The organism is Pseudoalteromonas sp. 11L1 (genome assembly GCF_055397545.1).
In genome coordinates, this window is record NZ_AP041142.1 from 706,543 (window position 1) to 732,415 (window position 25,873).

Below are 25,873 nucleotides of genomic sequence, written 5' to 3' on the forward strand. Positions count from 1 at the left end.
CCTTTTATTTTTTAAGCTTGTTTTTTAGCCCAAAGTCCCCGATCTATGCCTTTAGTAATTAAATCAGTAAGCGCTTTTTCTATGGCTTGTGTCACACAAATACTCATAGGTTCGTTATCACTAAATCCAGCTTCGGCTTCGGCTAAACGTTTGTAACTAACATATCTAAAGAAGCCTGCTCGCATTTCTTGGCTCAATACTTTTTTGCTGGTGGCTACTGATAATAGTACTTGGCCAGTTCTTACATCGACTGCACGCAAATAAATTGAAATTGCATCTTCACGATATAGCTCTGAGGCACCAATCCCAAAGTATTCCATTCCTAATCCGCCAGTTTTTACATTGGTATCGTAGCTAATTATGCCACCTTCTAAAATAATTTTTGCGGTGGTTAATGGCGGAAGCTCGCTCTGATTAGGGTTAGTCGCTTGTGCCGCTCTAATAATTTTTCGCTCAGTCAAAATGTTTTGTAAACCCTCACGTTCAACCGGCGTAAACCAGTCAGACTCATGTAATGCTTGCACTAAAATAGAGTTTGCACCTTGAGTGACGGCCGTTGAAAACGAGCTAACATTAGTTTGTGGTTTATATTGACCGGTTTGATCGCGAAATGAATAAACCGAAACTGGAATGCTACCCGCAGGTTTAGGTAAGCTTTTTAAGTCAGAAAAAACATCTGTTGGCTCTAACGTTACCGCACTTTGTTTTGATGGGGGAATTAAATTACCCATAGTAGAGCAACCACTAAGAGAAAGAGCGATTGTTATTATAATTACTTTATACATTATCCAAACCTCGGTACTTCGATAACCACAACCGAGTCATCAATTATATTTGTTATTCTAACCGTGATAGTATCGGTTGTACTGGTGATTACTTCTATTTGATAATCACCACTCATAAATATTGAATCTTGGTTAAAAACACTGTCTTCAATATTTTCGCCAAAAGCCATGTCGGTGATTTCTCTCACCATCCTATTTAAGTATGTTCGCTCTAATGAATCCTGAAATTGCTCTGCATACCCTTTTTCGATCACAGGCGCTTTATGCTTATTTTGTGCTTGTGCCTTACTAAGCAGCATATTGGCATTGAGAGGGTTGCCGCCAAAGCTCGGGTTAATAGGGGTGTAAATAATTTCAGTTGCGGAGACTGAAAAGCTTAAAGTCGTTATTATTGTTAATACTATTTTTTTCATTGTTACCATCCGTTCAATGCCATGTCAGGACTCGCTGTTTGCATATTCGATCGCGCCATTGCGTCCATTACAGAATGTACTGCTTGCTCTACCCGCTCGTCCAAAGGCTCTAGCTTTCGTCCCAAGTGGGTTGCATAAATTATCTTATTATTCATTATTAATACTAATTTGGTGCCAGCACGGGGTATAACCGTTTCTTTTATTTCTACATTGAAGCCTGCTGTTGAGGGGAATTCGCGCCAATAGTTTGAAAATTCACTATAAAATTGATACCCAAAGCGGCTAATACTTTTGTTTAGAAGTAATCCATCGATTTCTAGATCATCACTGGCATTACTACAAGGAATAAAAAGAGTTAAAAGTATAAAAAAATAGTTATATTTATTATTTTTCATAGTTAAATAAGGGAGAGGGTTACTCTCCCTTTCTCATCAATTACATTTGTGTAATTGTTGCAGTGTTACCATCACCGATTTGCGTGACAGAGAATGTACTGTTAAAGCCAATTACGTTACCTTCAACAGTATTGTAATTACCTGTTTGAGTAACAGAGAATGAAACGTTTTCACCACCTAGTAAAAGCGCTGAATCTCCCGTTCCACCTACCCAGTTTCCCTCACCTTGTTGTGCAATATCAATAGAGTGATTACTGCCCTCTACCATTAAGTCAATAACGTTGATATCACCATTTTGAGCGATATCAATTTGGTTTGCATTACTATCAAGAACACCCGCTAGTGTAACAATGGCTTCGTTTTGGTTACCGACTTGATTAACATCAATATCGTTATCGTTTGATGTAAGTGAGACATCAGGGTATGAAGACTGCACTAAAATTGCGTTTTCATCACCACCTGATTGGCTAAGGTCAACATCATTGCCATTACCATTAAAATTAGCTAAATGAACCGAGCTGGAATTACTAACTTGAGTTACTGTAAATTCATTATTTGATCCAATTACACCCATGTATACTTCATTAGTGTTACCAACTTGCATTGCTGTAAGCTCATTGTTATCGCCCATTAGCTCAGTTGTTGCAAGGTTCTCATCACCAACTTGATTAACTGTTACTTCGTTGAATGAACCGTCAAAAAGACCAGACTCAATAGCATTATCTGAACCTTCTTGGTCTAGTTTTATTTCATTATCATTGCCAGTAACGGCTGCAAAAGTAATCGTATTGTTATCACCGCTGCTTTGTTCAATAGCTATTTCGTTTGCATCACCAGCTATATCAGTGAATGTAACAATGTTGCGTGAGCCATCTTGGCTAACATCAATTTCATTTTCGTTGCCACGTAATGACTCTATTTTAAATTCATTCCACGTGTCTGTTTGTTCAATTTCAATGATGTTTTCATCACCAGATAAGCTAAGTATTTCAAACTCTTGCCACATACCTGACTGAGATGAAATAATTTCGTTGCCGTTACCTCTCATGTCCATGTTGTAAAACCAATGGCCGCCATCACCTTGTTCTACGTCAATATTATTGTCGCTACCGGTGATAATATTGATTGCTTCATTATTCTGGAATAATCCTTGGCCTAATTGAGAAACATAAACGCCGTTATGATCACCCGTAATACGAGTAATAAAACCATTAGCGATACCATCTTGCGCATAAGTCTGTTGGTTGTTATCACCCGTTGTTTCAACTTCGGCGTAATTACCATTTTGTAATTGAGCTATTTTAACATCGTTATTGTTACCGACTTCAGTAGCTAGTGCAGTATTGCCATCCCCATCTTGAGATACTAATGCTGTATTATCAGAAAATGACTGTTTAACTGTTACGGCATTTTCAATGCTACTTACAGATACTTTAGATGCAAGCTCAGAAGTTGAACCCGCTTTTGATTCTGTAGTTGCGTTTGCTGTAAAGCTTGCGCCCATTGCAATTGCAATAGCACAGCTTAAAAGTGATTTATTCAATTTCATTATTATTCTCCTTGAAATGCAAAATTAAACACCTTGGTTGTTTATTAAGTTTTAATAAGGTGTTTGTCGTTACAGCATGCCGTGCTGTTAAATGTGTGATTAACTTTTATTCTTAAACGTAAGGTGCGGTTTTAATCATGAATGTAGAATCTAGCTTTCAGTGCTTGAACAGTATGTTTACTGTTATCTACTTCATAACTGCTCAGTCACTGTATTCTTCAATGAACCTATTTTGAATCATCTTTTTTAATGGTATTTAAAGCTGTTTAGTTTCAATGACTTGAAATTGAATTTTGGATTTATATTTATTTCTCACTAAAATCCAATAAAAAATAATGAGTTAATGGTATGTTAAAATTAATGAGTTTAGCTCATTAAAATGGATGTTTTTTATGTTTTTATCACTGTATTTCTAGTTAAAAGTAATGATTTTGTACCTTATTTTGTTTTTTTACTTGAGTTAGTCGCTGTTTAACCGTTTTCTTAGCACTTGCCACGTGATTGCTTAAATTCTTATACGTAAATTTTCCACTTAGTACAGCTAAGTTAACTTAATTACGGATAAAACGATGAAAACAAAATTATCTATTATTACACTTGCACTTTTACCTTGTTTAGCTGCGGCGAAATTGCCTGATGTAAACAGTACGACTCAAAAAGTTACTGCGAGTAGTGACTCAATTATTGTTAAATATAAAAAGAATGCTTCGCCGGAAATGCGTAAGCAAGCCCGTTCGTTAGTTAAAGCAAAAATCTCAGATTCTAATAACGATGAAATTGATGATAATTTTACTTCGTTGTTTTCTGGTCGCCTTGCTAAATTCAAAGTATCAGGAATGAGTGCTAAAGAAGCCATTGAGCGCTTAAAATCTCATCAAGCCATTGAGTATGTTGAGCCTGATTATCGTGTGAGTATTGCAAGCATACCAAACGATCCTCGCTTTGAAGATTTATGGGGCTTAAATAACGAAGGCCAAACTGGTGGTACGGTTGATGCAGATATTGATGCACCTGAGGCTTGGTCAATTTCAACTGGTAGCCGTGATATTGTTGTAGGTGTTATTGATACTGGTGTAGATTATAGCCATCCTGATTTAGCTGCGAATGCGTGGGTAAATAGCGGTGAGATTGCTGGAGATGGTATCGATAATGACGGCAACGGTTATATTGATGACGTACACGGTATTAACGCGATTACCGATGCTGGCGACCCAATGGATGACGAAGGCCACGGTACACATGTATCAGGTACAATTGGTGCCAGTGGTAACAATGGTGTTGGTATTGTTGGTGTAAACCATGATGTATCTATTGCAGGTTGTAAGTTTTTAGCTGCAGATGGTACAGGTTCTACATCTGGCGCTATTAAATGTATTGACTACATGGTAGGCCTTAAAAACTCAGGTGTTAACCTTCGTGTATTAAACAATAGCTGGGGCGGTGGTGGTTATAGCCAAGCACTTGCTGATGCGATTACTGCCAGTGAACAAGCTGATATTTTATTTGTAGCTGCTGCTGGTAATGATGCGGTAGACAACGATGTAAATCCTCATTACCCATCTAATTATGAAAATGACAATGTATTATCTATTGCAAGTACTGATAGTCGCGACAATATGTCTGGCTTTTCACAATGGGGTTTAACCAGTGTTGATATGGGCGCACCAGGTAGTGCTATTTTATCAACCATTCCAGGTGGCGGTTATGCAAGCTATTCTGGCACATCAATGGCAACACCACATGTAGCTGGTGCTGCTGCACTTGTATTGTCAGTAAATCCAGATCTAACATCACTAGAGCTTAAAGAGTTACTTATGTCTAGTGGTGATGCTAATGCGGCATTAAATGGTAAAACGGTTGCAGGTACACGTCTAAATGTTAACCAAGCAGTCATTGATGCTGATCCAACTCCTGGGTTTAAATTATCAGTATCACCTGTTTCTCAACAAGCAACAGTTGGTGATACGGTTACCTATACCTTTACAATTGGTTCAGTTGCACAATGGGATGGTGACGTTTCACTTGCTTTGGCTGCTGATCTTACTGACGCATCACTAAGCGCAACTACAGCTCGTCCAGGTGATGAGGTTGTATTAACGGTAGCAACTAATAGCGATACTCAGTGGGGTAATTATGACTTTACTGTAACTGCTTCAACAGACGAGCAAGTTAAAGATCAAACAGTAAGCTTAATGCTGCAACCTGCTGGTTTGAACGACTTTACTTACAGTAGTAATGAACGCGTTGAGATTCCGGATAACTCACCTGAAGGTGCAAGCTCTGTTATTACTGTGGCCGATGATTTAACTATCTTTGGTACCACGGCTGATGTAGACATTACGCATACTTGGTCTGGTGACTTAGTGCTTACACTTATTTCAGCACAAGGTACAGAGGTTACTTTACAAAGCAATGAAGGTGGCAGTGACGACGACATTGTGAAGTCATTTACATCAACGGTATTTAATTCTGAGGTAGCGACTGGAGATTGGACACTTAATGTTGAAGATACAGCAGGCGCAGATACGGGTAATATCAATGGTTGGTCACTTACATTTAGTGCTATTGGTGAAGTAAGTCCACAACCACCAGAAGCCGGCTTTAATGTTTCAGCACAAGGTTTAACTGCTACATTTACAGATACAAGCCGTGATGTTAATGATGACATTTCACAGTGGAGCTGGAACTTTGGTGACGGCGCAACTTCAACTGATGCAAACCCTGTTCATGCCTACGCTGAATCAGGTAGTTATGAAGTTGAACTAACTGTAACAGATAGTGAAAACAACTCAGATACATTCACACAAACAGTCGTTGTAAGTGATGTTGAAATTGAGTTGACTCTAAAACGCGCTAATAAGTCACGTCTTGATACTATGCGTGTAGAGCTAAACTGGGAAGAAGTGGGTGCTGAGTCACTTAGCTTATACCGAAATGGCGAACTAGTAGATACCGTATCAGATAATGGCCGTTACCGTGACTACGTTCGTAACGCAAGATTATCAACGTATAACTATAAGTTATGTGTTTCTGAGAACGTATGTTCGAATATTGTTACGGTTTCATTTAATTAAGCAAAATATACATTCCTAATGTAAACCAAGCCCAGTTTCACTGGGCTTTTTAATGCCCAATTAATAAATGTTATTAATTGAACTTGGTATTTTAATTGTTTTTATAGTAGTTATAAATCACTAGCCTCATATTATTAATTAATCAATTTATATCTATTTTGTTTATTAATTACACTTTATTTACTTGATATTTACTTTGTTCATGCTAGTTTCATAAATGGAAACTGACAATAGCATTTCTTAACACACTAAGCGGAGGAGCTAATGAGCTCACGGAAAATAATAAATAATGCCCTTAAATTAAGTGTCTTATCACTAAGTGCATTTAGTTTAAATGTATATGCATCAATAGACTGCAGTACATTGACGACATGGGAGTTAGGGCAAACTCATACAGCAGGAAGCCAAGTAAAGGCACAAAATAATGCGTATGAAGCCAAGTGGTGGACACAAGCAAACCCTTTGGAGAATACCGGTCAATATCAAGAATGGTTACTTTTGGGCGCGTGTGACAGCGCTGTCAATGATAATCAGTCGCCTATAATTACTGAGATCACACCTGGGAATGGTTCTTTATTTAACGATAAAGACAACGTTGTCATTTTGGCGCAAGCAACTGATTCAGATGGCTCGGTTGCAGGTGTAGAGTTTTTTGTCGACGGCATTTCCATAGCGGTTGATAACACTGCGCCGTTCAGTGTTAACTGGCAAGCTATCACGGGCGAACATCAAATTAGCGCGGTAGCAACAGACGATGAAGGAGCGAACTCTGCAGAAGTTGTTAATACGCTGAACGTTAGTGATTCAGTAGTTGTTGACCCTGTTAATCAAGTACCTGTTGCCGCTATTTCATTTAGCACGCTTCCGGATCAACTGGTTGTTGGTTCGCAGGTGGTGTTTGCACTTTCTGGAACTGATAGTGATGGCCAAGTAACGGCTCTGAGCTTTGCAGCAAACGGGGTGGATGTTCATCAATCAAGCTCACCAGCGAGCAGTTTTGCATGGCAAGCAACGGCACTTGGTCAGGCAACTTTCACCCTAACGGTGACCGATAACGACGGTGCAACAGCGCAAGTAACAAAAGTATTAACGGTTGTTGATGAAAATACAGGCCCAGTTACGGGCACTGACTGTCGTCCCCAAGGTTTATATCAAACTCCCGGTGTAAACACGCCTTACTGTACGATTTATGACGCAAATGGTCGCGAGATCATGGGCCCAGATCATCCACGCCGTGTAATTGGATACTTTACTAGCTGGCGTAATGGCGCTAATGGTCAACCCAGCTATTTAGTAAACGATATTCCGTGGGATAAAATCACCCACATCAACTATGCATTTGCCCATGTTGATGCGAACAACAAAGTATCTATTGGCGATCCTGCTTCAGTAAATAATCCTGCTACTAATATGGAATGGCCGGGCGTAGTTGGCGCTGAAATGGACCCAGAGTTTAACTACAAAGGTCACTTTAACCTGTTAAACAAATACAAAAAACAACATCCAGATGTAAAAACACTCATATCTGTAGGCGGTTGGGCTGAAACCGGCGGTTACTTTGATGAAACAGGCCGTGTTGCAAGCGGTGGTTTTTACACCATGACCACCAATGCTGATGGTTCAGTTAACCATGCAGGTATCAATGCATTTGCGCAAAGTGCAGTTGAGTTTATTGAAAAATATGGCTTTGATGGTGTTGATATTGATTACGAATACCCATCATCAATGAATGACTCAGGCCACCCTGATGACTTCCCAATTTCTAATGCACGTCGTGGTGGTTTAAATGCCTCATACCAAGTGCTAATGAAAAAAGTACGTGAAGAGCTAGACCGTGCAGGTGAAGCTGCGGGTAAGCATTATTTACTCACGATTGCATCGCCTTCGTCGGGCTATTTACTGCGCGGTATGGAAACCTTCCAAGCGGTTCAATATCTCGATTATGTAAATATCATGTCTTATGACTTACATGGCGCATGGAACTCGCACGTAGGTCACAACGCGGCATTATTTGATACTGGGTTAGACTCAGAGCTTGCGCAATGGAATGTATACGGCACCAAAGAGTTTGAAGGCATTGGGTATTTAAATACTGATTGGGCAGTGCGTTACTTCCGTGGTGCGATGTCAGCGGGTCGAATCAATATTGGTTTGCCTTATTACACCCGTGGCTTTAAAGATGTATCAGGTGGAACAAACGGTTTATGGGGCCAAGCGGCACTACCAAACCAAGCTGATTGCGCTAAAGGTACTGGCGTAGGTGAGAAAAACAAATGCGGTAATGGTGCACTAGGTATCGATAACCTTTGGCATGATAAGAACGATGCAGGCCAAGAAATGCCAGCAGGTTCAAACCCTTTATGGCATGTTAAAAACCTTGAAAACGGCATTGTTGGCTCGTATTTAGGCGTGTATGGCTTAACACCTGATACCGACGCCGATGACCGCTTAACAGGTACTTATACTCGTCACTATGACAGCGTTGCCGTTGCACCTTGGTTATGGAACGCAGATAAAAAAGTATTCCTCTCGATAGAAGATGAAGAGTCAATGGCAACAAAGGTTGATTACGTTATCAACAATGGTCTTGGCGGTATCATGTTCTGGGAGCTGGCAGGTGACTTTGACTATGACTCAGCCAAAGGCGAGTACTTCATGGGGTCAACGCTTACTTCACTTGCATACGATAAGTTTAATCAAAGCGGTGTTGCATATGATGTACATGGCGGAAATCCAAACTTCACAGTGCCTGCCGAAGCCGTAGATATCACATTTACAGCAAAAGACTTCCCAATTGGTGATGATAATTACCCAATCAGCCCAACGTTTGCATTTACTAATAACTCAAGTCTTGATTTAAGTGGTGCAAAAATTTCATTTGATGTGCCGGTATCAACTTCCGCTATTTTTAAATCTAACTGGAATGCACAAGAAAAACTGGGCATGGCAGTAGAAGTAAATGGCTCGAACGCAGCGGGTAATAATATTGGCGGTTTTGAGAACGAGTTCCACCGTTTCTCAATCACACTGAACAATGAATGGGGCGGTCAACCAAAAGACTTTAGCGCTGGTGCAACTGTGAATGCACAAGTGATGTACTACATGCCAATCACTGGGCCTAGCAACTTTACCATTGAAAAAGATGGAAAAACTTATGCATTCAAAGCTGAATACCCAATGCTACCAGATGCAACACCGGGTGATGGCACGGGCAATCCAGATAACGGTGGCGGTGACCCTGTAGGTACGTGTGAAGGAGTTGATATAGCCACGATTCCTGTTTATCCAAACTTCCCTCAAACAGACTGGGCGGGCAACCCAAGTCATGCTGCTGGCGGCGATCTAATGGTGCATAACAACGTAGTTTATAAAGCCAAGTGGTGGACAACCTCTGAGCCGGGTGCAACAGCAGATTGGACCTTAAGTTGTAGCCTGTAATTTACAAAACAATGAGGGGTAGGCCTGAGCTTACCCCATGTATTGAGTCTAATAAAGGATAAAATAATGGCATCAATTAAATTTAACACGATTACGCTATCTGCAATTACTAGTGGTTTACTACTCAGTACACTAGCACCGCAAGTGCAAGCACATGGTTATATGGATAGCCCTAAAGCGCGCCAAGCAATTTGTCAAGTTGATGGCGGATACTGGTGGCCTGAAGACGGCACAAATATTCCTAACCTTGCGTGTCGAGCCGCATATTTAGAATCGGGCACGGTGCAGTTTGTACAAGCGATTGAATTTTCGGTTAATACTCCTGACTATTTAAATCAAACCGCAGTTGAGGCCAGTGTACCAAACGGCACTTTATGTGCTGGTGGCGATACAGCCAAACGGGGTATGGATTTACCATCACCACATTGGCAGCGCAGTGATGTAGTACCCAATGCCAATGGTGATATTCAAATACGTTATCTTGCATCAACCCCGCACAACCCAAGCTTTTGGCAGTTTTACATTACCAAGCCAAGCTTCAATAGCGCAACTGACGTACTAACTTGGCAAGACTTACAGCTAGTGCAAGAGCACGACAACATTGAGGTCGTTAAAGACCCCGATGGTAAACGCTACTATGAAATGAATGTTGCAATTCCGCAAGACCGCAGCGGCGAGGCTATTTTATATAGCCGTTGGCAACGTAATGATGTGGTTGGTGAAGGCTTTTATAACTGTAGCGACATCAACATAGTAAATGACGCAGGCCCAACTGATCCAAATTCGTTGACTAGCGTCGGTTACTTTGTTCGCCAAGGGCAAAATGCTATTGCAGGCGACATCGTATGGGCGCGATTATTTGACGAAACAGGCCAAGAGGTGATCAACCAACAGCTTAAAATCAATGCCGACAATCAAGCAAATTGGCAACAAGCATTGGCTGAGCAGCTTAACCTCGATTACGCGCATTTAGTGCAAATTGGTGTGCAAAACCAAGCGGGCGACATTACGTTTGATGCAACCGACGTACTCATAAATCAAGTGTATAGCAGCGATGCAAATTATACCTATGCCTTGAGTGTGCAAGGTGCGCCAACAAACACCGCACCCATTGTACACACCCCAGATAACCTAGTAGTTGATGAAAACACCACAACAGCAATTCATCTGCATGCCTTTGATGATGAGCAAAGTGAGCTAACTTACAGCTGGACAGTACCTACACCGCTAAGCTTTACAGGCTCTGGTGCCAACATCAACTTAACCACTGCAGAGGTATCAGCAAACACCGATTACACCATTGCAGTATCTGTATCGGATGGTCAATTAAGTACCCAAACCACTTTTAGTGTCACGGTTAACGATGTACCTGTGGTCGATCCGGTTGACCCAACAGTACCTGAATGGGAAAGCACTCAGACCTATCAAGCCAGCGATAAAGCCCGTTTTGCTAACGTTATTTACACCGCTAAATGGTGGAACAAAGGCCAACAACCAGATACCTCAGCGGCATGGGAATCAGCCTCGAAAGCTGACACAGCAGCCACTTGGAATACTAGCAAAGCCTACCAAGCCGGCGCAGAAGTAACGTATCAAGGACAGCGCTATCGCGCTAAATGGTGGACTCAGGGCGATACGCCAGGGCAAGCCAATGTATGGACCAAACTTTAATAAAGCCTAAGTTTTGCAGTTCAAACTTATTAAATAATTACATAAATAATGGATAAGAGAGACCTATGAATATCAAACAACTAAGCGCAGCCATCGGTGTTGCTTTATTTGCAAGCACAGCATCTGCTGCACCGTCTACACCAAGCATTAATTGGGAACCACAGCAATATTCGTTTGTTGAGGTAGATCTTGAGGGAAACGGCTCTTATAAGCAGCTAGTTACCCGTGTTGAACAAGTTAATATCAACATTCAGTGGAGTGCATGGAGTGGTGATGGTGGCGATAGCTACAAAGTATATTTTGATGACATGCTAGTGAATGAAGGCACGCTTGCTGCTGGTTCTAAAAGTGGCACTATTTCATTCCCTTATGATAAAGCAGGCCGCCATACAATGTATGTTGAGCTATGTGAAGGTGGCACGACCTGTGCGCGTAGTGCAGGCAAACCTATTGTAATTGCTGATACTGACGGTGGCCACTTAGCGCCATTGCCGATGGATGTAGATCCAAATAACCGTGACATTGGTATCAAACAAGGTTTAGTTACAGGCGCTTACTTTGTTGAGTGGGGAATTTATGGCCGTGATTATGATGTAACGAATATGCCAGCACAAAATCTGAGTCATATTTTGTATGGCTTTATTCCAATTTGTGGTGAAAACGCATCGTTATCGGGTGGTCCTAAACGTGCACTTGAAACCGCTTGTGCCGGCTCTGCAGATTACGAAGTGGTTATTCACGACCCATGGGCAGCAGTACAAAAAGCACTGCCAGGGGTTGATGCAAAAGACCCTATCCGTGGTACTTACTCTCAGCTAATGGCGCTTAAACAGCGTTACCCAGATATTAAAATTTTACCATCTGTAGGTGGTTGGACGTTATCAGACCCATTCGGTGGCTTTACCAATAAAGCTAACCGCGACACCTTTGTTGCCTCAATGGAAGAGTTTTTAAGAACATGGAAATTCTATGACGGTGTCGATATTGATTGGGAATTCCCAGGTGGTGACGGTCCCAACCCAGACATTGGCGATCCAATCAACGATGGCCCAGCCTATGTTGCATTAATGCAAGAACTACGCGCTATGCTTGATAAGCTTGAAGCAGAAACGGGTCGTACATACGAGTTAACCTCAGCTATAGGTGCAGGTTACGATAAAATTGAAGATGTAGATTACCAAGCGGCTAGTCAGTATATGGATTACATTTTTGCCATGACCTATGACTTTTATGGCGCATGGAGTAATGTAACCGGTCACCAAACTGCACTTTACTGTGGTGAACACATGAGTGTTGGCCAATGTAACGGTACCGGGCTTGATGAAAATGGCGAACCTCGTAAAGGCCCTGCTTATACCACCGATAATGCAGTGCAGCTATTACTTGCGCAAAATGTACCATCGAAAAAAATCGTCGTCGGCACGGCTATGTATGGCCGTGGTTGGGAAGGTGTTTACCCGCAAAATGCAGCGATTGATGGTAACCCAATGACTGCCCCTGGTAATGGCCCGTTAAAAGGCTCTACGGCACAAGGCGTATGGGAAGATGGGGTTATTGATTACAAGGGCGTTAAAGCCAATATGATTGGTGCTGCGGGCACAGGTATTAATGGTTTTGAAGTGGGTTATGATGAGCAAGCACAGGCCGCTTATGTATGGAATCGTTCAACCGGTAAACTAATTACTTATGATAGCCGTAAGTCAGTACTGGCTAAAGGAGCGTATGTTAATCAGTATAATTTAGGTGGTTTATTTGCTTGGGAAATAGATGCGGATAATGGTGATATTCTTAATGCTATGCATGATGGTTTAGGAGGAGTAGTTGCTCCGCCAACAAATAAAAAGCCAGTTGTTTCAGTATCTGCATCTGTATCTGTTAATTCAGGCGAGAGTATTACAGTAACAGCTTCTGCAACTGATGCAGATAACGATCCACTTAGCTTTAGCTGGAATGTTGATAGCGCACTGGTGGTATCTGGACAAAATAGTGCATCATTAGTCATTACAGCGCCAACAGTGACTGCAGATACGCAGTATGTGGCAACCGTTGCGGTATCAGATGGTAAAGCAACCGTTAATCGTGATGTTGTTGTTAATGTTATTGCGCCAACATCAGGGGGTGAAAACACAGCACCGAGTGTTGATGCTATCGCTAATATCAGCGTTGAAGAGGGCGCATCAGCAAGTGTAGCTGTAGTGGCTGATGATGCTCAAAACGACACCCTTACGTATTCGTGGACAGTACCTGCTGGTTTAACGTTAGTGGGTAGCGGTTCAAATATAAGTCTTGAGGCAGGCGCTGTAGATACCGATACAGATTTCACCGTGTCTGTTGCAGTTAGTGATGGTGCATTAACCACAACGCAAAGCTTTAGCGTAACAGTTACAAACGTTGATACTACAAATCCACCTACAGGAAGCTGGGATGCAAGTGTTGCATACGTTGGTGGTGATGTCGTTACTTATAACGGCGTTGAATATAAAGCAAAGTGGTGGACTCAAGGCGAGCGTCCTGATTTAGGTGGTGCATGGGAAGCAACAACACAACCTACAGATGGTACGGGTGTCGCAGTTTGGCAGCCAACGGCTATTTATAACAGTGGTGATGAAGTTTCTTATCAAGGTAATAAATACCAAGCTAAATGGTGGACTCAAGGGAACGAACCTGGCTCAACCGATGTATGGTTAGTACTTTAATTTTAACCTGAGAATTTGGGTTTTAAAAAACCATGTAAATTAAAAAAGCAGCTTTCGAGCTGCTTTTTTTGTTAACGACTATTACGAGGAATTAAAATAACGCTTTAGAGCTAATTATTAAACCGTTTACATCAGCATATATCCAATCACCGGTATTAATTGTGGTGTTTAACATATTAACCGGGTGATCTTTAGCACCTAAACCGCGCTTAGTGGTGCAGCGTGGAGTTGCGCCTAGCGCCATCACAGGTAAATTAAGTGTGGCAAGAATTTCAATATCGCGACAGCAACCATTAATAATTATGCCCTGCCAGCCATTTATTAGTGCGCGCTCTGCAATAATATCGCCAATAAAGGCAAAACGTTTACTGGCAAAACCATCAACAACCAATACTTTTCCCTCACCGTTTTCATGCAGTATGTTACCAGCAAACGAGTTGTCGTCAGGGCAGGTGACGGTCACTACTTGACCATAAAAGTGAGTTTTATTACCAAAGTGTTGCAAGCCACTGTCAGCAACTTGCACATGGTCGCGATGTTCATCGTATAAATCGGGCGTAGTAAACTGTGTCATTGAGGGCATCCTTGTTTTTTGGCAAAGCCACGTACGGCAAAGGCAAGTAAATTTAAAGTAGTAATAATGTTTATCGTAGGCTAATTAATCACTCAGGTGTAGCTATTGTTGCAAATTGGCTTATAGATTTTAGTCGCAATATAAGTACTTTTAGTGCTTTCCATCTGTTTCCATGAGTAACGAATGCTGTTAATTAGTTTTATTTTTTCGAATAAAATTGATTTTGTGAGCGCACTAGCCAAACGTCTCATTGTTGGCTACTTTTTCATATGCTACGTTCAATTGTTATTTAAAAAGTGGGGCGCCAAATAGCGTTCTATAAACACATACAAAAAGAGAAGCGTGCTTTATGATCATCTTTTTTATTTGCCTGACTATTTTAATATTAGGCTATAAGTTTTATAGCCCGTTTGTTGCAAAACAAGCGGGTTTAGATTCAACCGTAGACACTCCGCAAAAGCGTTTTAGCGAAGGTGTTGACTATGTTGCTATTCACCCTGTTCGTGCATTTTTAATTCAGTTTTTGAATATTGCAGGAGTAGGCCCCATATTTGGTCCTATACTTGGCGCCTTGTATGGCCCAGTAGCGCTGGTTTGGATTGTACTTGGTAACGTTTTAGGTGGAGCTGTACACGACTTTTTCTCTGGCGTAATGAGTATTAAAGAAGACGGTAAAAGTTTACCTGAAATTGCAGGCCATTATTACAACGTAGTATTTAAAGGCTTTATGCTTATATTTACTGCTATGTTGTTATTTTTTGTTGGTGTAGTGTTTATTATGAGCCCAGCAGGATTATTGAGTAACTTAGATGCATTTGAAGGCACCATTTTTGCTAGTAATACATTTTGGGTTCTCGCTATTTTAGCTTACTACTTTTTAGCCACGTTATTACCAATCGATAAAATCATCACTAAGTTTTACCCTATTTTTGGCTTGTTAATGATTGTAATGACAGTTGCTATCGCAGTCTCACTGTTAATCAACGCACCCCATTTACCAGTAGCTGGCGACTTTTTAGCGTATTTTGAAGCCGATCATGCTTACGACTTTTTAGCCCCAAATCCTGATGGACTGCCTACTTGGCCGTTGCTATTTATCACCATTACTTGTGGTGCTATTAGTGGTTTTCACTCAACGCAAGCACCTATTATTGCTCGTTGTTTAACTAACGAAAAATATGTACGCCCGGTTTATTATGGCGCGATGATGTGCGAAGGTATTGTAGGTTGTGTTTGGGCGCTTGCTGGTATTGCTGCCTTCCCAGAAGGGTACGCTGGTTTAAAATCGATGCTTGATTTAGGCGGTCCAGGCTTAGTGGTTAACCATATTGCAAACAGCTACTTAGGTGTATTTGGTGGTATTATGGCTATTATTGCTGTTGCTGTTTTCCCTATCACCTCAGGTGATACGGCGTTCCGTTCACTGCGCTTAACGGTGGTTGATGCGTTTAGTATTCCGCAAAGTTTACGTAATCGTTTGTTGTTAGCACTGCCAATTTTAACCATTGCTTACTTTATGACTAAGCTCGACTTCTCTGTTATTTGGCGCTATTTTGCGTTTTCAAATATGCTGCTTTCTACCAGTGTGTTGTGGCTTGCGACCAAGTACCTATTTGACCGTGGTACATTCCATTGGATCACTAGTATACCCGCCGTGATCGCAACCGCAGTGACCTTATCTTACATTATGACTGCGGCAATTGGGTTAAACTTATCAAGTGACTTAGGTAAGCCTATTGGTGTAGTGGTAGCGGTAATAGGCTTTATTGCATTAGCTTTTGTGCACTCAAAACATAAAGTGCATCCAGCTTAAAACTACATAGTTATTAATGTAAAAAGCGAGCTTTATTGAAGCTCGCTTTTTTATATAAGCACTTAAAAATTGGCTTGTTCAAAGTAGCTAATATCATCTAGGGTTTTACTAATAATCATTGCCCCCTCTAATAAGCTCACTGTTTGTATTGCCGCGCGAGCAGGGTTTTCTTCCCCATTCGTAGCGTGTGCTTGAGTTAACCAGGCTAAGTTTTTATTAAAAAACCGCTGAACTTCAACCCGCACTTTATCGGGTAGGCTGTCGCTTTCTGCACCGAGTAAGCCACATAAACACATCTTTTTGTCTATCACGAGCGCATTTCTAAATAACTGAGTGTAAATATCGATGGGATTTTTACCGTTTGCTTTATGTAAATTCGGATCGCCAAGTACTGCAATAAAGGCATCGGTGTATTGATGCGCGAGTTCAGCGCCTAAATCAGCTTTCGTTGGAAAGTGATAATGCACACTGGCACTTTTTATACCAATCTCAGTAGCAAGTTCTCTAAAGCTAAAGTTGCTATAACCACCCAGTCGCACTTTATTTTCTGCGGCTTGTAGCAGGGCTGCTTTTTTACTCATTTTGATATTTCCTTGCTGTTATCTGAAAAAATTATCAACCAGTAGGTAGTTATTTTCAAGCTCTTTTATTTTTAGTTTGCAAAGACTAAGCGCTTGCTATAAATTACCTATCAGTAGGTAGTTTTGGTTTGCTAATATTATCTTAGGGTCTGTTGACCTTTCAAGGTTAAATTTACAGCAGTCTGTTTGGCATTTAGGCAAGGCAGCGCCTATGTGGTGTGGTTGTTCCCCATAAATAGGCGATAACGCAGCATCAATACCAAACAGGCGCTGCCCGAAGAGTTCTGCCTAAGGGCGATTTACTCTTTGTTGCTCGGTTTTTACTTAGCCCACTAGGTTACAAATCTCGCGCCGCGATTAAACCGCCCCTAGTTTGAACAAATTATAATCCGCAAAGGTCAACAGACCCTAGGTTGTTGTTAAAAATATAAGAGATAATTATGAAAATTTATGACGTAGAAAATTTCCCTAACCCGTTACGGGTTCGTATTGCACTTGCTGAAAAAAATGCGACTGATAAAGTAGAGTTTGTTGCTGTTGATTTATTAAATGGGGAGCACCGCAGTGAGGCTTTCTTGGCAAAGAATCCGTTGGCAGGTGTACCTGTACTAGAGCTTGATGATGGTACTTTTATTGCCGAGTGCACTGCAATTACACAATACATTGATACCGCTTTTGCAGGCCCTTCATTAACTGGTGTTGAGGCAAAAGAACGCGCAGTAATTAATATGATGCAAAAACGTGCTGAGTCGATGGTACTTGATGCAATTGCCACTTACTTTCATCATGCTACTGATGGATTAGGACCTGAGCTTGAAACCTATCAAAATGTTGCATGGGGTGAAAAGCAAGCTGAAAAAGCACAGCAAGGCTTGGTTTATTTTAATAGCGTATTAGCAAACTCAACTTATGTGGCAGGTGAACAATTTAGTGTTGCAGATATTACCTTATACGCAGGACTTGTGTTTGCAGGCTTTGCACAAATTGCTATTCCTACTGAACTCACGCACTTAATTGCATGGCAACAAAAGGTCGCTCAGCGTCAAAGTATTGCTGCTATAAATTAATAATTTGGAGTCAAATATGAAAATTGCTGCCGATTTTAGTCAACGTGTGGTGGTGCATAGTGAGTCACTTGAGTGGATAGCTTCGCCCATGCCGGGTGTTGATAGACGTCCACTTGACAGAGTGGGCGACGAAGTTGCTCGTGCCACTAGCATTGTACGTTATGCGCCAAACAGCCACTTTAGCCCACATACACATACCGGCGGTGAAGAGTTTTTAGTACTTGATGGGATATTTCAAGATGAGCATGGTGACTTTCCAAAAGGTACCTATATTCGTAATCCTCCACAATCAAAGCATACTCCTGGCTCAAAAGACGGTTGTATTATTTTTGTAAAACTGTGGCAGTTTCAGCCAGAAGATCGCCAGCACGTGTGTATTCACACACAGCAGATGCAAGGGCAGAAAACCCCCGAGTTTAATGACCTAAATGCCATTTCGTTATATCAAGATGCATATGAAACAGTGAGTATTTTGCAGTTTAATGCTAATCAATCTTTAACGCTCACGGTAAGTGGTGGCGCTGAGTTGTTGGTTTTGGATGGCACTTTACAAGAGCATAACGACACACTTGAAAAACACAGTTGGCTTAGAGTGCCTGTTAATAGTGAAATTAACGCCACAGCGGGTAACAATGGCGCAAGAGTATGGATAAAAACCGGTTATTTAAATGATGTAGAAAATCAAGTTAATCGGTTAAAGAAACATAATTAGCTCAAAGGATAAATCGGCATTAACTGGCTGTTTTTTGATCTGCTTCATATGATGATTTTTAACTGTTGCCTATAATCAAAGCTCTTTTCATTCAAGGGTTGAGTTATGGTTAATTTAACACATGGTTTATCGATTGGTATTGAGCGCTCAGGCTGTGAGTTTTTCTTAACACTTAAGGCAATTGGTACCTTAACTCACAAAGATTATGAAGTGATCACCCCAATGATCGATTCAGCGCTAGGCGAAGTTAAGCATCCTATTGTTAACGTATTGATAGATGGCACTGAGTTAGATGGTTGGGAGCTTCGTGCTGCTTGGGACGATTTAAAGCTTGGCTTGAAACACAACAAAGAATTTAAAAAAATAGCGATTTACGGTAACAAAGAGTGGCAATCAACCATAGCTAAGTTAGGCAGTTGGTTTATGTCGGGTGAAATACAATACTTTGAAAATGCTACTACCGCTCTAGAGTGGTTAAAAACCAATAATTTAGACGCTTAGCAAAAAAGGCCAACAGTGGCCTTTTTTTGTAAGTACCTTAGTTTATTTTGACAGTGTTTGCTGCGTGGGAAGCGCAGGAAAAGCGCCTTTAGCTAAACATGTTTTTGAGCCACAGCGAAGACCAAAGTGCAGCGCTTGTTTTACTATTGACTCATCATTTAGCTTATCAGTAAGTGGCATTACACTATCGCTGTGGTTTAAGTAGTATAGTACGCCAGCAATAAAAGCATCACCGGCGCTGGTGGTATCTACAGCGGTAATTGTTGGGGCTGCTTCACTGAGAGTAAAAGCGCTATGGTAAACAGTCGCTGGTGCTGGACCATCGGTTAAAAACACTAGCGTTACGCCTAAATCAAGCAGTGACTTTAAGTAGATATCAGCTGATTGCTGGCGTTGCGTTGCTAAAAAGTTTAACTCATCACGTGAGAGCTTAACAATATCGCAATACGCGAAACATGCCTGCACGCTTTGCTCAATGTCGTTGATATTTTGCCATAAACTGTAGCGTAAATTTACATCAAAGCTAACGAGTTTGTGGTTGTTTTTAGCCAGCTTTAAAGCGTACTCAGTGGTTTGTGCAATTGCCGAATCAGTAAGGGTGTTTGAACAAAAGTGTAGGGTACTCAATTCATCCCAATTAATACGCTTTAAGTGCTCACTCGTTAACAGTAAATCGGCTGTTTGATGACGATAAAAGTTAAAGCTGCGTTCGCCGTTTTCATCTAAGCTGACAATAACCATAGCTGTTTGCGCGCCTTCTATGGTAAATAAATACTCAGTATCTACATTATATTGCTCAAGCGCATTAGTTAATTGTTTAGCAAAATAGTCATCTCCCATACCGCCACAAAACGCAGCTTTACCGCCGAGCTTTGCGTAACCTACTGCCACATTAGCTGGAGCACCTCCTGGAATGGGTAAATAAGCACTGTTTTTAGAGTCTTGAGGCAGCATATCAATAAGCAGTTCACCAAGGCTAAGTAATTTGTTCATAGTGTAAATCCTAAAAAACCTAGCATGGCTAGGTCAAAATTCAAGGGAGAATTATTAAAACTAGTGTAATAATCGCTGAACAAACATAGCTTCAGCAATTGTTACACTAAAATTGGTTAGTTAAACGCGTATTTAAACGTTAATGACGTCGTACGGCCATTAATAGCACGTGCGCGTATAATGTTGTTATCAGGTATTGAGCCTTCTTCTGCTTCAGTAATACCTACCGTATCGAATAGGTTATTTACGTTTAACGCAATATTAAGATTTTCTGATAAATCGTAGCTTACAAAGCCATTTACTTGAGTGTAACCATCAAACTTAAGATCGTTATTATCTTGAGCATAGGCATCGGTAGTACCAATAAAGCTTAGGCCTGCAGAGCCTTTTTCATAAGTGTAACGTGCCATTAATGAGTAAATTAAATCAGCTTGGCGACGAGGCGTATTACCAACCACTTCAGGGGTAAGTGCATCTTTTGCAATTTCAGCGTCTGTCCACGTTAAATTACCACGAAAATCCCATGCATCAATAAAGTAGGTTGATTCAACTTCAATCCCTTTTGCTTCATATTCGCGGTCAAAAAAGGTTTGTGATGTCGCTTCAAAGTTTTGCTCTTCAGTTTGTGCATAAAATGCCGTGGCAAAAACTGACAGTGAATCAAAGCGCTTTTTAATACCAAACTCATACTGGTTTACTTCATCAACGGCATCTTCATCGGCTACTGAGCCATCGGCGCGAACTTTACCAAATAAAAGTCGGTCAGCATTGGCGCGACCGCCTTTGCTCAATCGTGCAAACGTTGCAAGGCTTGAGTCAATTTGGTAATTGGCACCAATTGAATATGATGCGTAATCCCAGTCGTAATTAACAGGGCTGGCATTTGCAAGGTCAATACCTGCAACATTTTGTTCAGGAACAGAAATCACACCGTCGCGATTCATATCAACGGTTGAGGTAACCGCGCCTGCATAGTTACCACGCGCTTCACCGCTGTCATAACGGGCACTAGCATCAATACTTACGTCACCCACCTTAGTTGAAAATGCAATATAGGGTGCACGAGTGTCGTATTCTGTGTCGTAATCGCGTTGGCAACAGTTACCCCAAAAAGGCGTGCCATAAGCGTATAAGCCATTTTCAGAGAATTCAGTCCCATCGGCGGCTGTTACATTTAATAGCGCTGCGTTATCACCTTTGAGCTCCATCAGGTAGGAATTCCATAACCACGACATGGCAATATTTTGGGTTGACGCATAATAGCCAAAAGTAACGCTAGTATCATCACTTAGCGATTTAGTCAGTTTGAAGTCGTTAACAATTGAGTCAAAGTCGTTCATGGTTACGTCAAACGTATGAATACGCATTGCTAAATCATCGTTAAATGCAGCACCTGTGGTCGCATTACTAAGCGTTGCACCCACACCACCAATACTTTGCGCTATAGCTGATGCATCGCCAACTTCAGCTGGGATCAGTGAATTAAAATTACCGCTTACAGATGATTTACGAAAACGATTTTCAATACGCCAATCGTTGTCTAAATCAAATACAGCCTCAAAACCAATTGAGTCAACTTGCGGATTCATACCATCGCGAATATCGCCGTTACTTATTTGATTTTCGCCGTTTAAGCGCACTGTTTTAGTAAATAATGCTGAATGCGGGGTATCTGATTGTGCGTCAAACCCAGGAATTGAGTCTCCATTTGCATACATTGGCATAGGTAAGTAGCCAACACTTTTATCATCTAAATGTTTGTAATAAAGACGCACGTATCCATTTTCAAAATCTTTGGTCAGGTTGGCTTTAATTTGCCCACCTTTATTTGATGTGTAACCTGTTTCACGTGGGCCTTCACCTTGACGTACAAAACCACCAACATGAAAGCGTACAGTGTCATTTAAATAGGTGCCATATTCAAAGTCAGTTCGAATAGTATCGTAATCTAGGCCAAGTGTAGTTGATACGCTGCCCGATTCGTTTTCGCCATTTTTTGAAATAAAATTAATTATGCCACCCGGTGCATTACTGGCTGCGGTAGAGGCTGAACCACCACGAATAGATTCAATGGTTTGCACTGTGTTATCTAAGCGCATAAAAATGTCAGCGTTACCAAATGCAATATCACCATATTGTAAAACAGGTAAGCCATCTTCTTGAAGCTGTAAAAATTTAGCACCACCAGAGGCAACCGGTAAACCACGTACTGCAATGTTGGCATTACCTTCACCGCCGGTTGATTCTGAGCGAACGCCAGGAATGATTCTAAATGCCTCAGCGGTAGAGCGAGGCGTAGACACCTCAACTTGCTCAAGCGACACACTGCTTACAGAAGAACTTGACGCCATTATCGTTGTACGGCGGGGTACACCGGTAACAACAATTGTTTCGAGTCCTTTGTTGGCTTGCGCTTGTGTATTTTGCTCTTGTTGTTGTGCATTAACGCCTTGGCTAACGGCGAGCGCTAAAGCACTGATCAGATATAAAGGTGTGTTGTGTGTTGTCATGTGAACGCCTCGTTTTAAACCCAAAGGGAAGTTGTTATTTTTACTTAATCGATTAAGTAAAAATAACAAAGTTTTTACAATAAGCAAATTATTTTGTTAATTATTTGCTGTTTTTTTACTCAAACATTGATTTTTATAATGTTTTTATAGCATTAAAAGTTGTTTGTTTACTCAGCGACTAAGTTACTTTGCTCTAATGCAGTTGCTGATGGGTCACGAATATAATTAAATAGCATAGCTAAAAATAATATGACTGCAAAACCCGTGGCTAAATAAAATCCGTAGCGCACGTGTCCAAAGTAATCACTGATCATACCCATAAATAAAGGTGCTAAGGCGGCTGACAGTGCGGTAAAAAATAATATAACACCGGCTACTGCGCCGTGTTGATGCACAGGAAAACACGATATTCCCTTAGAATTTAAAGTAGGGTAGACCATCGACATAAATAAACCTGAGAGAGGTAATAAAGCCACAGCCCAATCAACGCCGCCATAAAGAGTGCCAACGTAACACAGCGCAATGCCAAAGCTTAAGTAAGCCATAACTCCTTGCCAACTAAACCTATTCAGTAACCATACCGCAATAAAACGCCCTGCAGCACGTAACACAAAAAAGATTGTGAGTGCGTAAGTGGCCAGCAGCGGCCATGAGCCAGTGTAATCTTTTAGTAGAGTAGGCATCCACACGTATATGGCAACTTCGGTGGCAACATATAAAGCAATTGCAAGTGAAAAACCCAGTGCATAAGGGTTTTTAACCATTTTCATAGTCGTTTTTAGTGAGGCTGGCTTATCTGTATTTTTTACCACAGCAGGGTAATCGGCACGCCAAGCAAGCAATGCCAAAATCAAACACATAATGCCAGCAATGATGTAAAGGTAAGTCCAACTTACATTTTGAACCAGCAGCACGCCAACTAAAGCAGGGCCAACAATGGCACCAATGCCAAAAAAGCCTTCTACTTTATTCATGGTTTTGGTGTGCTCTTCGTTGCTATTAGAAATATCACCTAAAAGCGCCAATGCACCGGTTTTAAATAAACCAATGGCGAGGCCAATACAGCACAGTAAAAAAACAAAAAATATAAAGCTGCTACTAATCGCAAACAAAAAACAACTTGCAGAGAATATTAATAATCCAAGCATAATCGTTTTTTTACGGCCAAGACTATCGGCTAAAAAGCCTAGAAATAATCCACTTATTGCAATCATGGCCATAGGCGCATAATGAAACGCACTGGCTTGGGTCATACTTAAACCAAAATCACTTATGAGTTCGGGAATGATCATGCCAACGGCGTCAGAGGTCATGGCAAACATAAAAAACATCATGTATGTGAGCCAACGAATTTGTTGCAACGGATCGCTGCTTACGTGTGTGTGTGATTTTGTCATTTGCTTTTCCTCGTTAAATGCTTGGTAACACACATTAAGTTGTCAGTAACTTATTGTAGTATTAATCGAGCCACGATATTTGTATGTAAAATATTTAAAAATTACTTGTAAATTCTTACTTGCTAGTTAAAGATATATCTTAATCGATTAAGTTTCAACTTGGTAATCACACATGATGAAGAATAAAGTTCAATTGATCACATATGCTGATCGAATCACCGGTAAAGATATAAACGCATTAACAGCACTTCTAAAGGGTCCACTTAAAAACGTTTTTGCAGGGGTACACTTATTACCATTTTATAACCCAATAGATGGTAGCGATGCAGGTTTTGACCCAATTGATCACAGTGAAGTTGATGCCCGAATAGGAACTTGGTCAGATATTCAAGCACTTGGAAAAGATCATGATTTAATGGCCGACTTAATAGTAAACCATGTATCGGCGCAATCGTTTCAATTTCAGGATGTGCTGGCCAAAGGCAAAGCCTCTGAATTTTGGGATTTATTTTTAACTAAAGAAGACGTATTCCCTAATGGCATGAGCAACCAAGAACAACAAGCCATTTACCGTCCACGGCCTGGAAGCTGTTTTACACCAATGAAATGCGGTGATGGTCAAACGTATGATTTTTGGACCACCTTTACCGACAACCAAATTGATATAAATGTAAAAGTAGAAGCGGGCATTGCCTATTTAAATAACGTACTTACTAAATTTTCTGCTAACAACGTAAACATTATTCGTTTAGATGCAGCGGGTTACGCCATTAAGCAAGCAGGTACTAACTGTTTTATGCTCGATGAAACATTTGCCTATTTAGATAAACTCTCAAAGCAGGCAAATGATTTAGGCATGGAAACCATTGCTGAAATTCATAGCCATTATCAAACTCAAGTTGACGTGGCTAAGCGCGTAAACATGGTATACGACTTTGCTTTACCCCCGCTTATTTTACACAGCTTATTTAATAATGACGTAGACGCACTGCTTAAGTGGTTACAAATTTCACCGCGCAACTGTTTAACGGTGCTAGACACCCATGATGGTATTGGCATTATTGACGCGGGTCCAATGGGCGATAAACCAGGGCTGTTAAACGCATCTCAAATAGATAATTTAGTAGAAACCATGCATGCCAACAGCAATAACCAGAGCCGTAAAGCAACAGGTGCAGCTGCAAGTAATGTCGACCTATATCAAGTTAACAGTACGTATTACGATGCATTGGGCGCAAATGATTTTGATTACTTATTATCTCGCGCCATTCAATTTTTTGCACCGGGTGTACCACAAGTATATTACGGTGGTTTATTTGCTTGTAAAAATGATATGGAGCTTCTGGCGAGAACGAACGTTGGTCGTGATATTAATCGCCCTTATCTAGATGCCGCTAAAATAGATGAAGCGCTAAATAAGCCGGTAGTAAAAGGATTAATAGCATTAATTAAAATACGTAATGAGCATCCTGCATTTGCTGGTGAATTTACTGCTCAAGGTGGCGCAAGTGTATGTTGTTTAATGTGGAAGCTTGAGCAACAATCAATTTCTTTGAGTATTGATTTTGCTAGTCGTACTGCACTTATTACGCAGGTTAATGGTTCTCAAGAAACCACTTTAAACTTACAAAGTTTATTAGTTTAAATAGCTTTATTTGTTGAAAACCAAAAAGCCAAGCAACTTAAGCTTGGCTTTTTTATCTG

Annotated in this window: 18 protein-coding genes; 9 read left to right on the top strand and 9 right to left on the bottom strand. The window is 40.9% G+C overall.

Annotated features, from left to right (window positions below):
* Positions 1–11: 11 nt before the first annotated feature.
* From ACZ5WS_RS18815 to ACZ5WS_RS18830, 4 genes are read right to left on the bottom strand one after another with little or no spacing between them, the layout of a single operon-like run.
* On the bottom strand, positions 12–785 hold the full coding sequence (locus ACZ5WS_RS18815) for a CsgG/HfaB family protein (RefSeq protein WP_138764900.1): 774 nt from the start codon (positions 783–785) through the stop codon (positions 12–14).
* Entirely contained in the window at positions 785–1,207 is a 423-nt protein-coding gene (locus ACZ5WS_RS18820; RefSeq protein ID WP_138605903.1) for a curli assembly protein CsgF, read from the bottom strand. The genes ACZ5WS_RS18815 and ACZ5WS_RS18820 overlap by 1 nt, the downstream gene beginning before the upstream one ends.
* On the bottom strand, positions 1,201–1,593 hold the full coding sequence (locus tag ACZ5WS_RS18825; RefSeq protein WP_178956929.1) for a curli production assembly/transport protein CsgE: 393 nt from the start codon (positions 1,591–1,593) through the stop codon (positions 1,201–1,203). Before ACZ5WS_RS18825 ends, ACZ5WS_RS18820 begins: the two co-directional genes overlap by 7 nt.
* A gap of 40 nt (positions 1,594–1,633) precedes the next feature.
* Positions 1,634–3,142 (bottom strand): curlin, encoded by a 1,509-nt coding sequence (locus tag ACZ5WS_RS18830; protein WP_178956928.1) that lies wholly within the window; start codon positions 3,140–3,142, stop codon positions 1,634–1,636.
* 569 nt (positions 3,143–3,711) lie between these two features.
* Between ACZ5WS_RS18830 and ACZ5WS_RS18835 the strand changes: the two genes are divergently transcribed.
* The 4 genes from ACZ5WS_RS18835 (at position 3,712) to ACZ5WS_RS18850 (ending at position 14,021) form a co-directional block, all read left to right on the top strand.
* Positions 3,712–6,216, top strand: a complete 2,505-nt coding sequence (locus tag ACZ5WS_RS18835) for a S8 family serine peptidase (RefSeq protein WP_464711845.1) — start codon at positions 3,712–3,714, stop codon at positions 6,214–6,216.
* 264 nt (positions 6,217–6,480) lie between these two features.
* A complete protein-coding gene (locus ACZ5WS_RS18840) occupies positions 6,481–9,654 on the top strand; it encodes a glycosyl hydrolase family 18 protein (protein ID WP_464711847.1) in 3,174 nt (1,057 codons plus the stop codon).
* A 66-nt stretch (positions 9,655–9,720) separates the two neighbouring features.
* Complete coding sequence (locus ACZ5WS_RS18845; protein WP_464711849.1) at positions 9,721–11,325, top strand: lytic polysaccharide monooxygenase; 1,605 nt, start codon at positions 9,721–9,723, stop codon at positions 11,323–11,325.
* A 65-nt stretch (positions 11,326–11,390) separates the two neighbouring features.
* Positions 11,391–14,021, top strand: coding sequence for a glycosyl hydrolase family 18 protein (locus ACZ5WS_RS18850; protein ID WP_464711850.1), 2,631 nt, complete (start codon positions 11,391–11,393; stop codon positions 14,019–14,021).
* 91 nt (positions 14,022–14,112) lie between these two features.
* On the opposite strand, the gene ACZ5WS_RS18855 is transcribed toward ACZ5WS_RS18850, so the two are convergent.
* Positions 14,113–14,595 (bottom strand): putative 4-hydroxy-4-methyl-2-oxoglutarate aldolase, encoded by a 483-nt coding sequence (locus ACZ5WS_RS18855; RefSeq protein WP_464711852.1) that lies wholly within the window; start codon positions 14,593–14,595, stop codon positions 14,113–14,115.
* Positions 14,596–14,944: 349 nt separating this feature from the next.
* Here ACZ5WS_RS18855 and ACZ5WS_RS18860 point away from each other — a divergent pair, with 349 nt between their 5' ends.
* Positions 14,945–16,408 (top strand): carbon starvation CstA family protein, encoded by a 1,464-nt coding sequence (locus tag ACZ5WS_RS18860; protein WP_464711854.1) that lies wholly within the window; start codon positions 14,945–14,947, stop codon positions 16,406–16,408.
* Positions 16,409–16,470: 62 nt separating this feature from the next.
* Here the strand turns inward: ACZ5WS_RS18860 and ACZ5WS_RS18865 are convergent, their stop codons facing one another.
* Positions 16,471–16,989: a TetR/AcrR family transcriptional regulator gene (locus ACZ5WS_RS18865; protein WP_464711856.1), complete on the bottom strand. Its 519-nt coding sequence runs from the start codon at positions 16,987–16,989 to the stop codon at positions 16,471–16,473.
* Positions 16,990–17,429: 440 nt separating this feature from the next.
* Between ACZ5WS_RS18865 and ACZ5WS_RS18870 the strand changes: the two genes are divergently transcribed.
* From ACZ5WS_RS18870 to ACZ5WS_RS18880, 3 genes are all read left to right on the top strand, one after another.
* On the top strand, positions 17,430–18,056 hold the full coding sequence (locus ACZ5WS_RS18870; RefSeq protein WP_464711857.1) for a glutathione S-transferase family protein: 627 nt from the start codon (positions 17,430–17,432) through the stop codon (positions 18,054–18,056).
* A gap of 16 nt (positions 18,057–18,072) precedes the next feature.
* The gene (locus ACZ5WS_RS18875) at positions 18,073–18,768 is read left to right on the top strand and encodes a cupin domain-containing protein (protein ID WP_464711858.1); all 696 of its coding nucleotides are present in this window, start codon (positions 18,073–18,075) and stop codon (positions 18,766–18,768) included.
* A 105-nt stretch (positions 18,769–18,873) separates the two neighbouring features.
* A complete protein-coding gene (locus tag ACZ5WS_RS18880) occupies positions 18,874–19,269 on the top strand; it encodes a SpoIIAA family protein (RefSeq protein ID WP_464711860.1) in 396 nt (131 codons plus the stop codon).
* Positions 19,270–19,311: 42 nt separating this feature from the next.
* Here ACZ5WS_RS18880 and ACZ5WS_RS18885 read toward each other — a convergent pair whose 3' ends face one another.
* The 3 genes from ACZ5WS_RS18885 to ACZ5WS_RS18895 all read right to left on the bottom strand — a co-directional run bounded on the left by ACZ5WS_RS18885 (position 19,312) and on the right by ACZ5WS_RS18895 (position 24,169).
* Positions 19,312–20,262 carry a carbohydrate kinase family protein gene (locus tag ACZ5WS_RS18885; RefSeq protein WP_464711861.1) on the bottom strand — a complete coding sequence of 317 codons (951 nt, stop codon included), beginning with the start codon at positions 20,260–20,262 and terminating at the stop codon, positions 19,312–19,314.
* 116 nt (positions 20,263–20,378) lie between these two features.
* Entirely contained in the window at positions 20,379–22,772 is a 2,394-nt protein-coding gene (locus ACZ5WS_RS18890; RefSeq protein ID WP_138609516.1) for a TonB-dependent receptor, read from the bottom strand.
* Positions 22,773–22,939: 167 nt separating this feature from the next.
* The gene (locus tag ACZ5WS_RS18895; protein ID WP_464711863.1) at positions 22,940–24,169 is read right to left on the bottom strand and encodes an MFS transporter; all 1,230 of its coding nucleotides are present in this window, start codon (positions 24,167–24,169) and stop codon (positions 22,940–22,942) included.
* Between the two features lie 172 nt (positions 24,170–24,341).
* Between ACZ5WS_RS18895 and gtfA the strand changes: the two genes are divergently transcribed.
* Positions 24,342–25,814 (top strand): sucrose phosphorylase, encoded by a 1,473-nt coding sequence (gene gtfA / locus ACZ5WS_RS18900; RefSeq protein WP_464711865.1) that lies wholly within the window; start codon positions 24,342–24,344, stop codon positions 25,812–25,814.
* Positions 25,815–25,873 lie beyond the last annotated feature (59 nt).

Bases quoted from the DNA above. Each gene is read 5' to 3' on its own strand.
- ACZ5WS_RS18815 (WP_138764900.1), bottom strand. From the start codon at position 785: ATGTATAAAGTAATTATAATAACAATCGCTCTTTCTCTTAGTGGTTGC.
- ACZ5WS_RS18820 (WP_138605903.1), bottom strand. From the start codon at position 1,207: ATGGTAACAATGAAAAAAATAGTATTAACAATAATAACGACTTTAAGC.
- ACZ5WS_RS18825 (WP_178956929.1), bottom strand. From the start codon at position 1,593: ATGAAAAATAATAAATATAACTATTTTTTTATACTTTTAACTCTTTTT.
- ACZ5WS_RS18830 (WP_178956928.1), bottom strand. From the start codon at position 3,142: ATGAAATTGAATAAATCACTTTTAAGCTGTGCTATTGCAATTGCAATG.
- ACZ5WS_RS18835 (WP_464711845.1), top strand. From the start codon at position 3,712: ATGAAAACAAAATTATCTATTATTACACTTGCACTTTTACCTTGTTTA.
- ACZ5WS_RS18840 (WP_464711847.1), top strand. From the start codon at position 6,481: ATGAGCTCACGGAAAATAATAAATAATGCCCTTAAATTAAGTGTCTTA.
- ACZ5WS_RS18845 (WP_464711849.1), top strand. From the start codon at position 9,721: ATGGCATCAATTAAATTTAACACGATTACGCTATCTGCAATTACTAGT.
- ACZ5WS_RS18850 (WP_464711850.1), top strand. From the start codon at position 11,391: ATGAATATCAAACAACTAAGCGCAGCCATCGGTGTTGCTTTATTTGCA.
- ACZ5WS_RS18855 (WP_464711852.1), bottom strand. From the start codon at position 14,595: ATGACACAGTTTACTACGCCCGATTTATACGATGAACATCGCGACCAT.
- ACZ5WS_RS18860 (WP_464711854.1), top strand. From the start codon at position 14,945: ATGATCATCTTTTTTATTTGCCTGACTATTTTAATATTAGGCTATAAG.
- ACZ5WS_RS18865 (WP_464711856.1), bottom strand. From the start codon at position 16,989: ATGAGTAAAAAAGCAGCCCTGCTACAAGCCGCAGAAAATAAAGTGCGA.
- ACZ5WS_RS18870 (WP_464711857.1), top strand. From the start codon at position 17,430: ATGAAAATTTATGACGTAGAAAATTTCCCTAACCCGTTACGGGTTCGT.
- ACZ5WS_RS18875 (WP_464711858.1), top strand. From the start codon at position 18,073: ATGAAAATTGCTGCCGATTTTAGTCAACGTGTGGTGGTGCATAGTGAG.
- ACZ5WS_RS18880 (WP_464711860.1), top strand. From the start codon at position 18,874: ATGGTTAATTTAACACATGGTTTATCGATTGGTATTGAGCGCTCAGGC.
- ACZ5WS_RS18885 (WP_464711861.1), bottom strand. From the start codon at position 20,262: ATGAACAAATTACTTAGCCTTGGTGAACTGCTTATTGATATGCTGCCT.
- ACZ5WS_RS18890 (WP_138609516.1), bottom strand. From the start codon at position 22,772: ATGACAACACACAACACACCTTTATATCTGATCAGTGCTTTAGCGCTC.
- ACZ5WS_RS18895 (WP_464711863.1), bottom strand. From the start codon at position 24,169: ATGACAAAATCACACACACACGTAAGCAGCGATCCGTTGCAACAAATT.
- gtfA (WP_464711865.1), top strand. From the start codon at position 24,342: ATGATGAAGAATAAAGTTCAATTGATCACATATGCTGATCGAATCACC.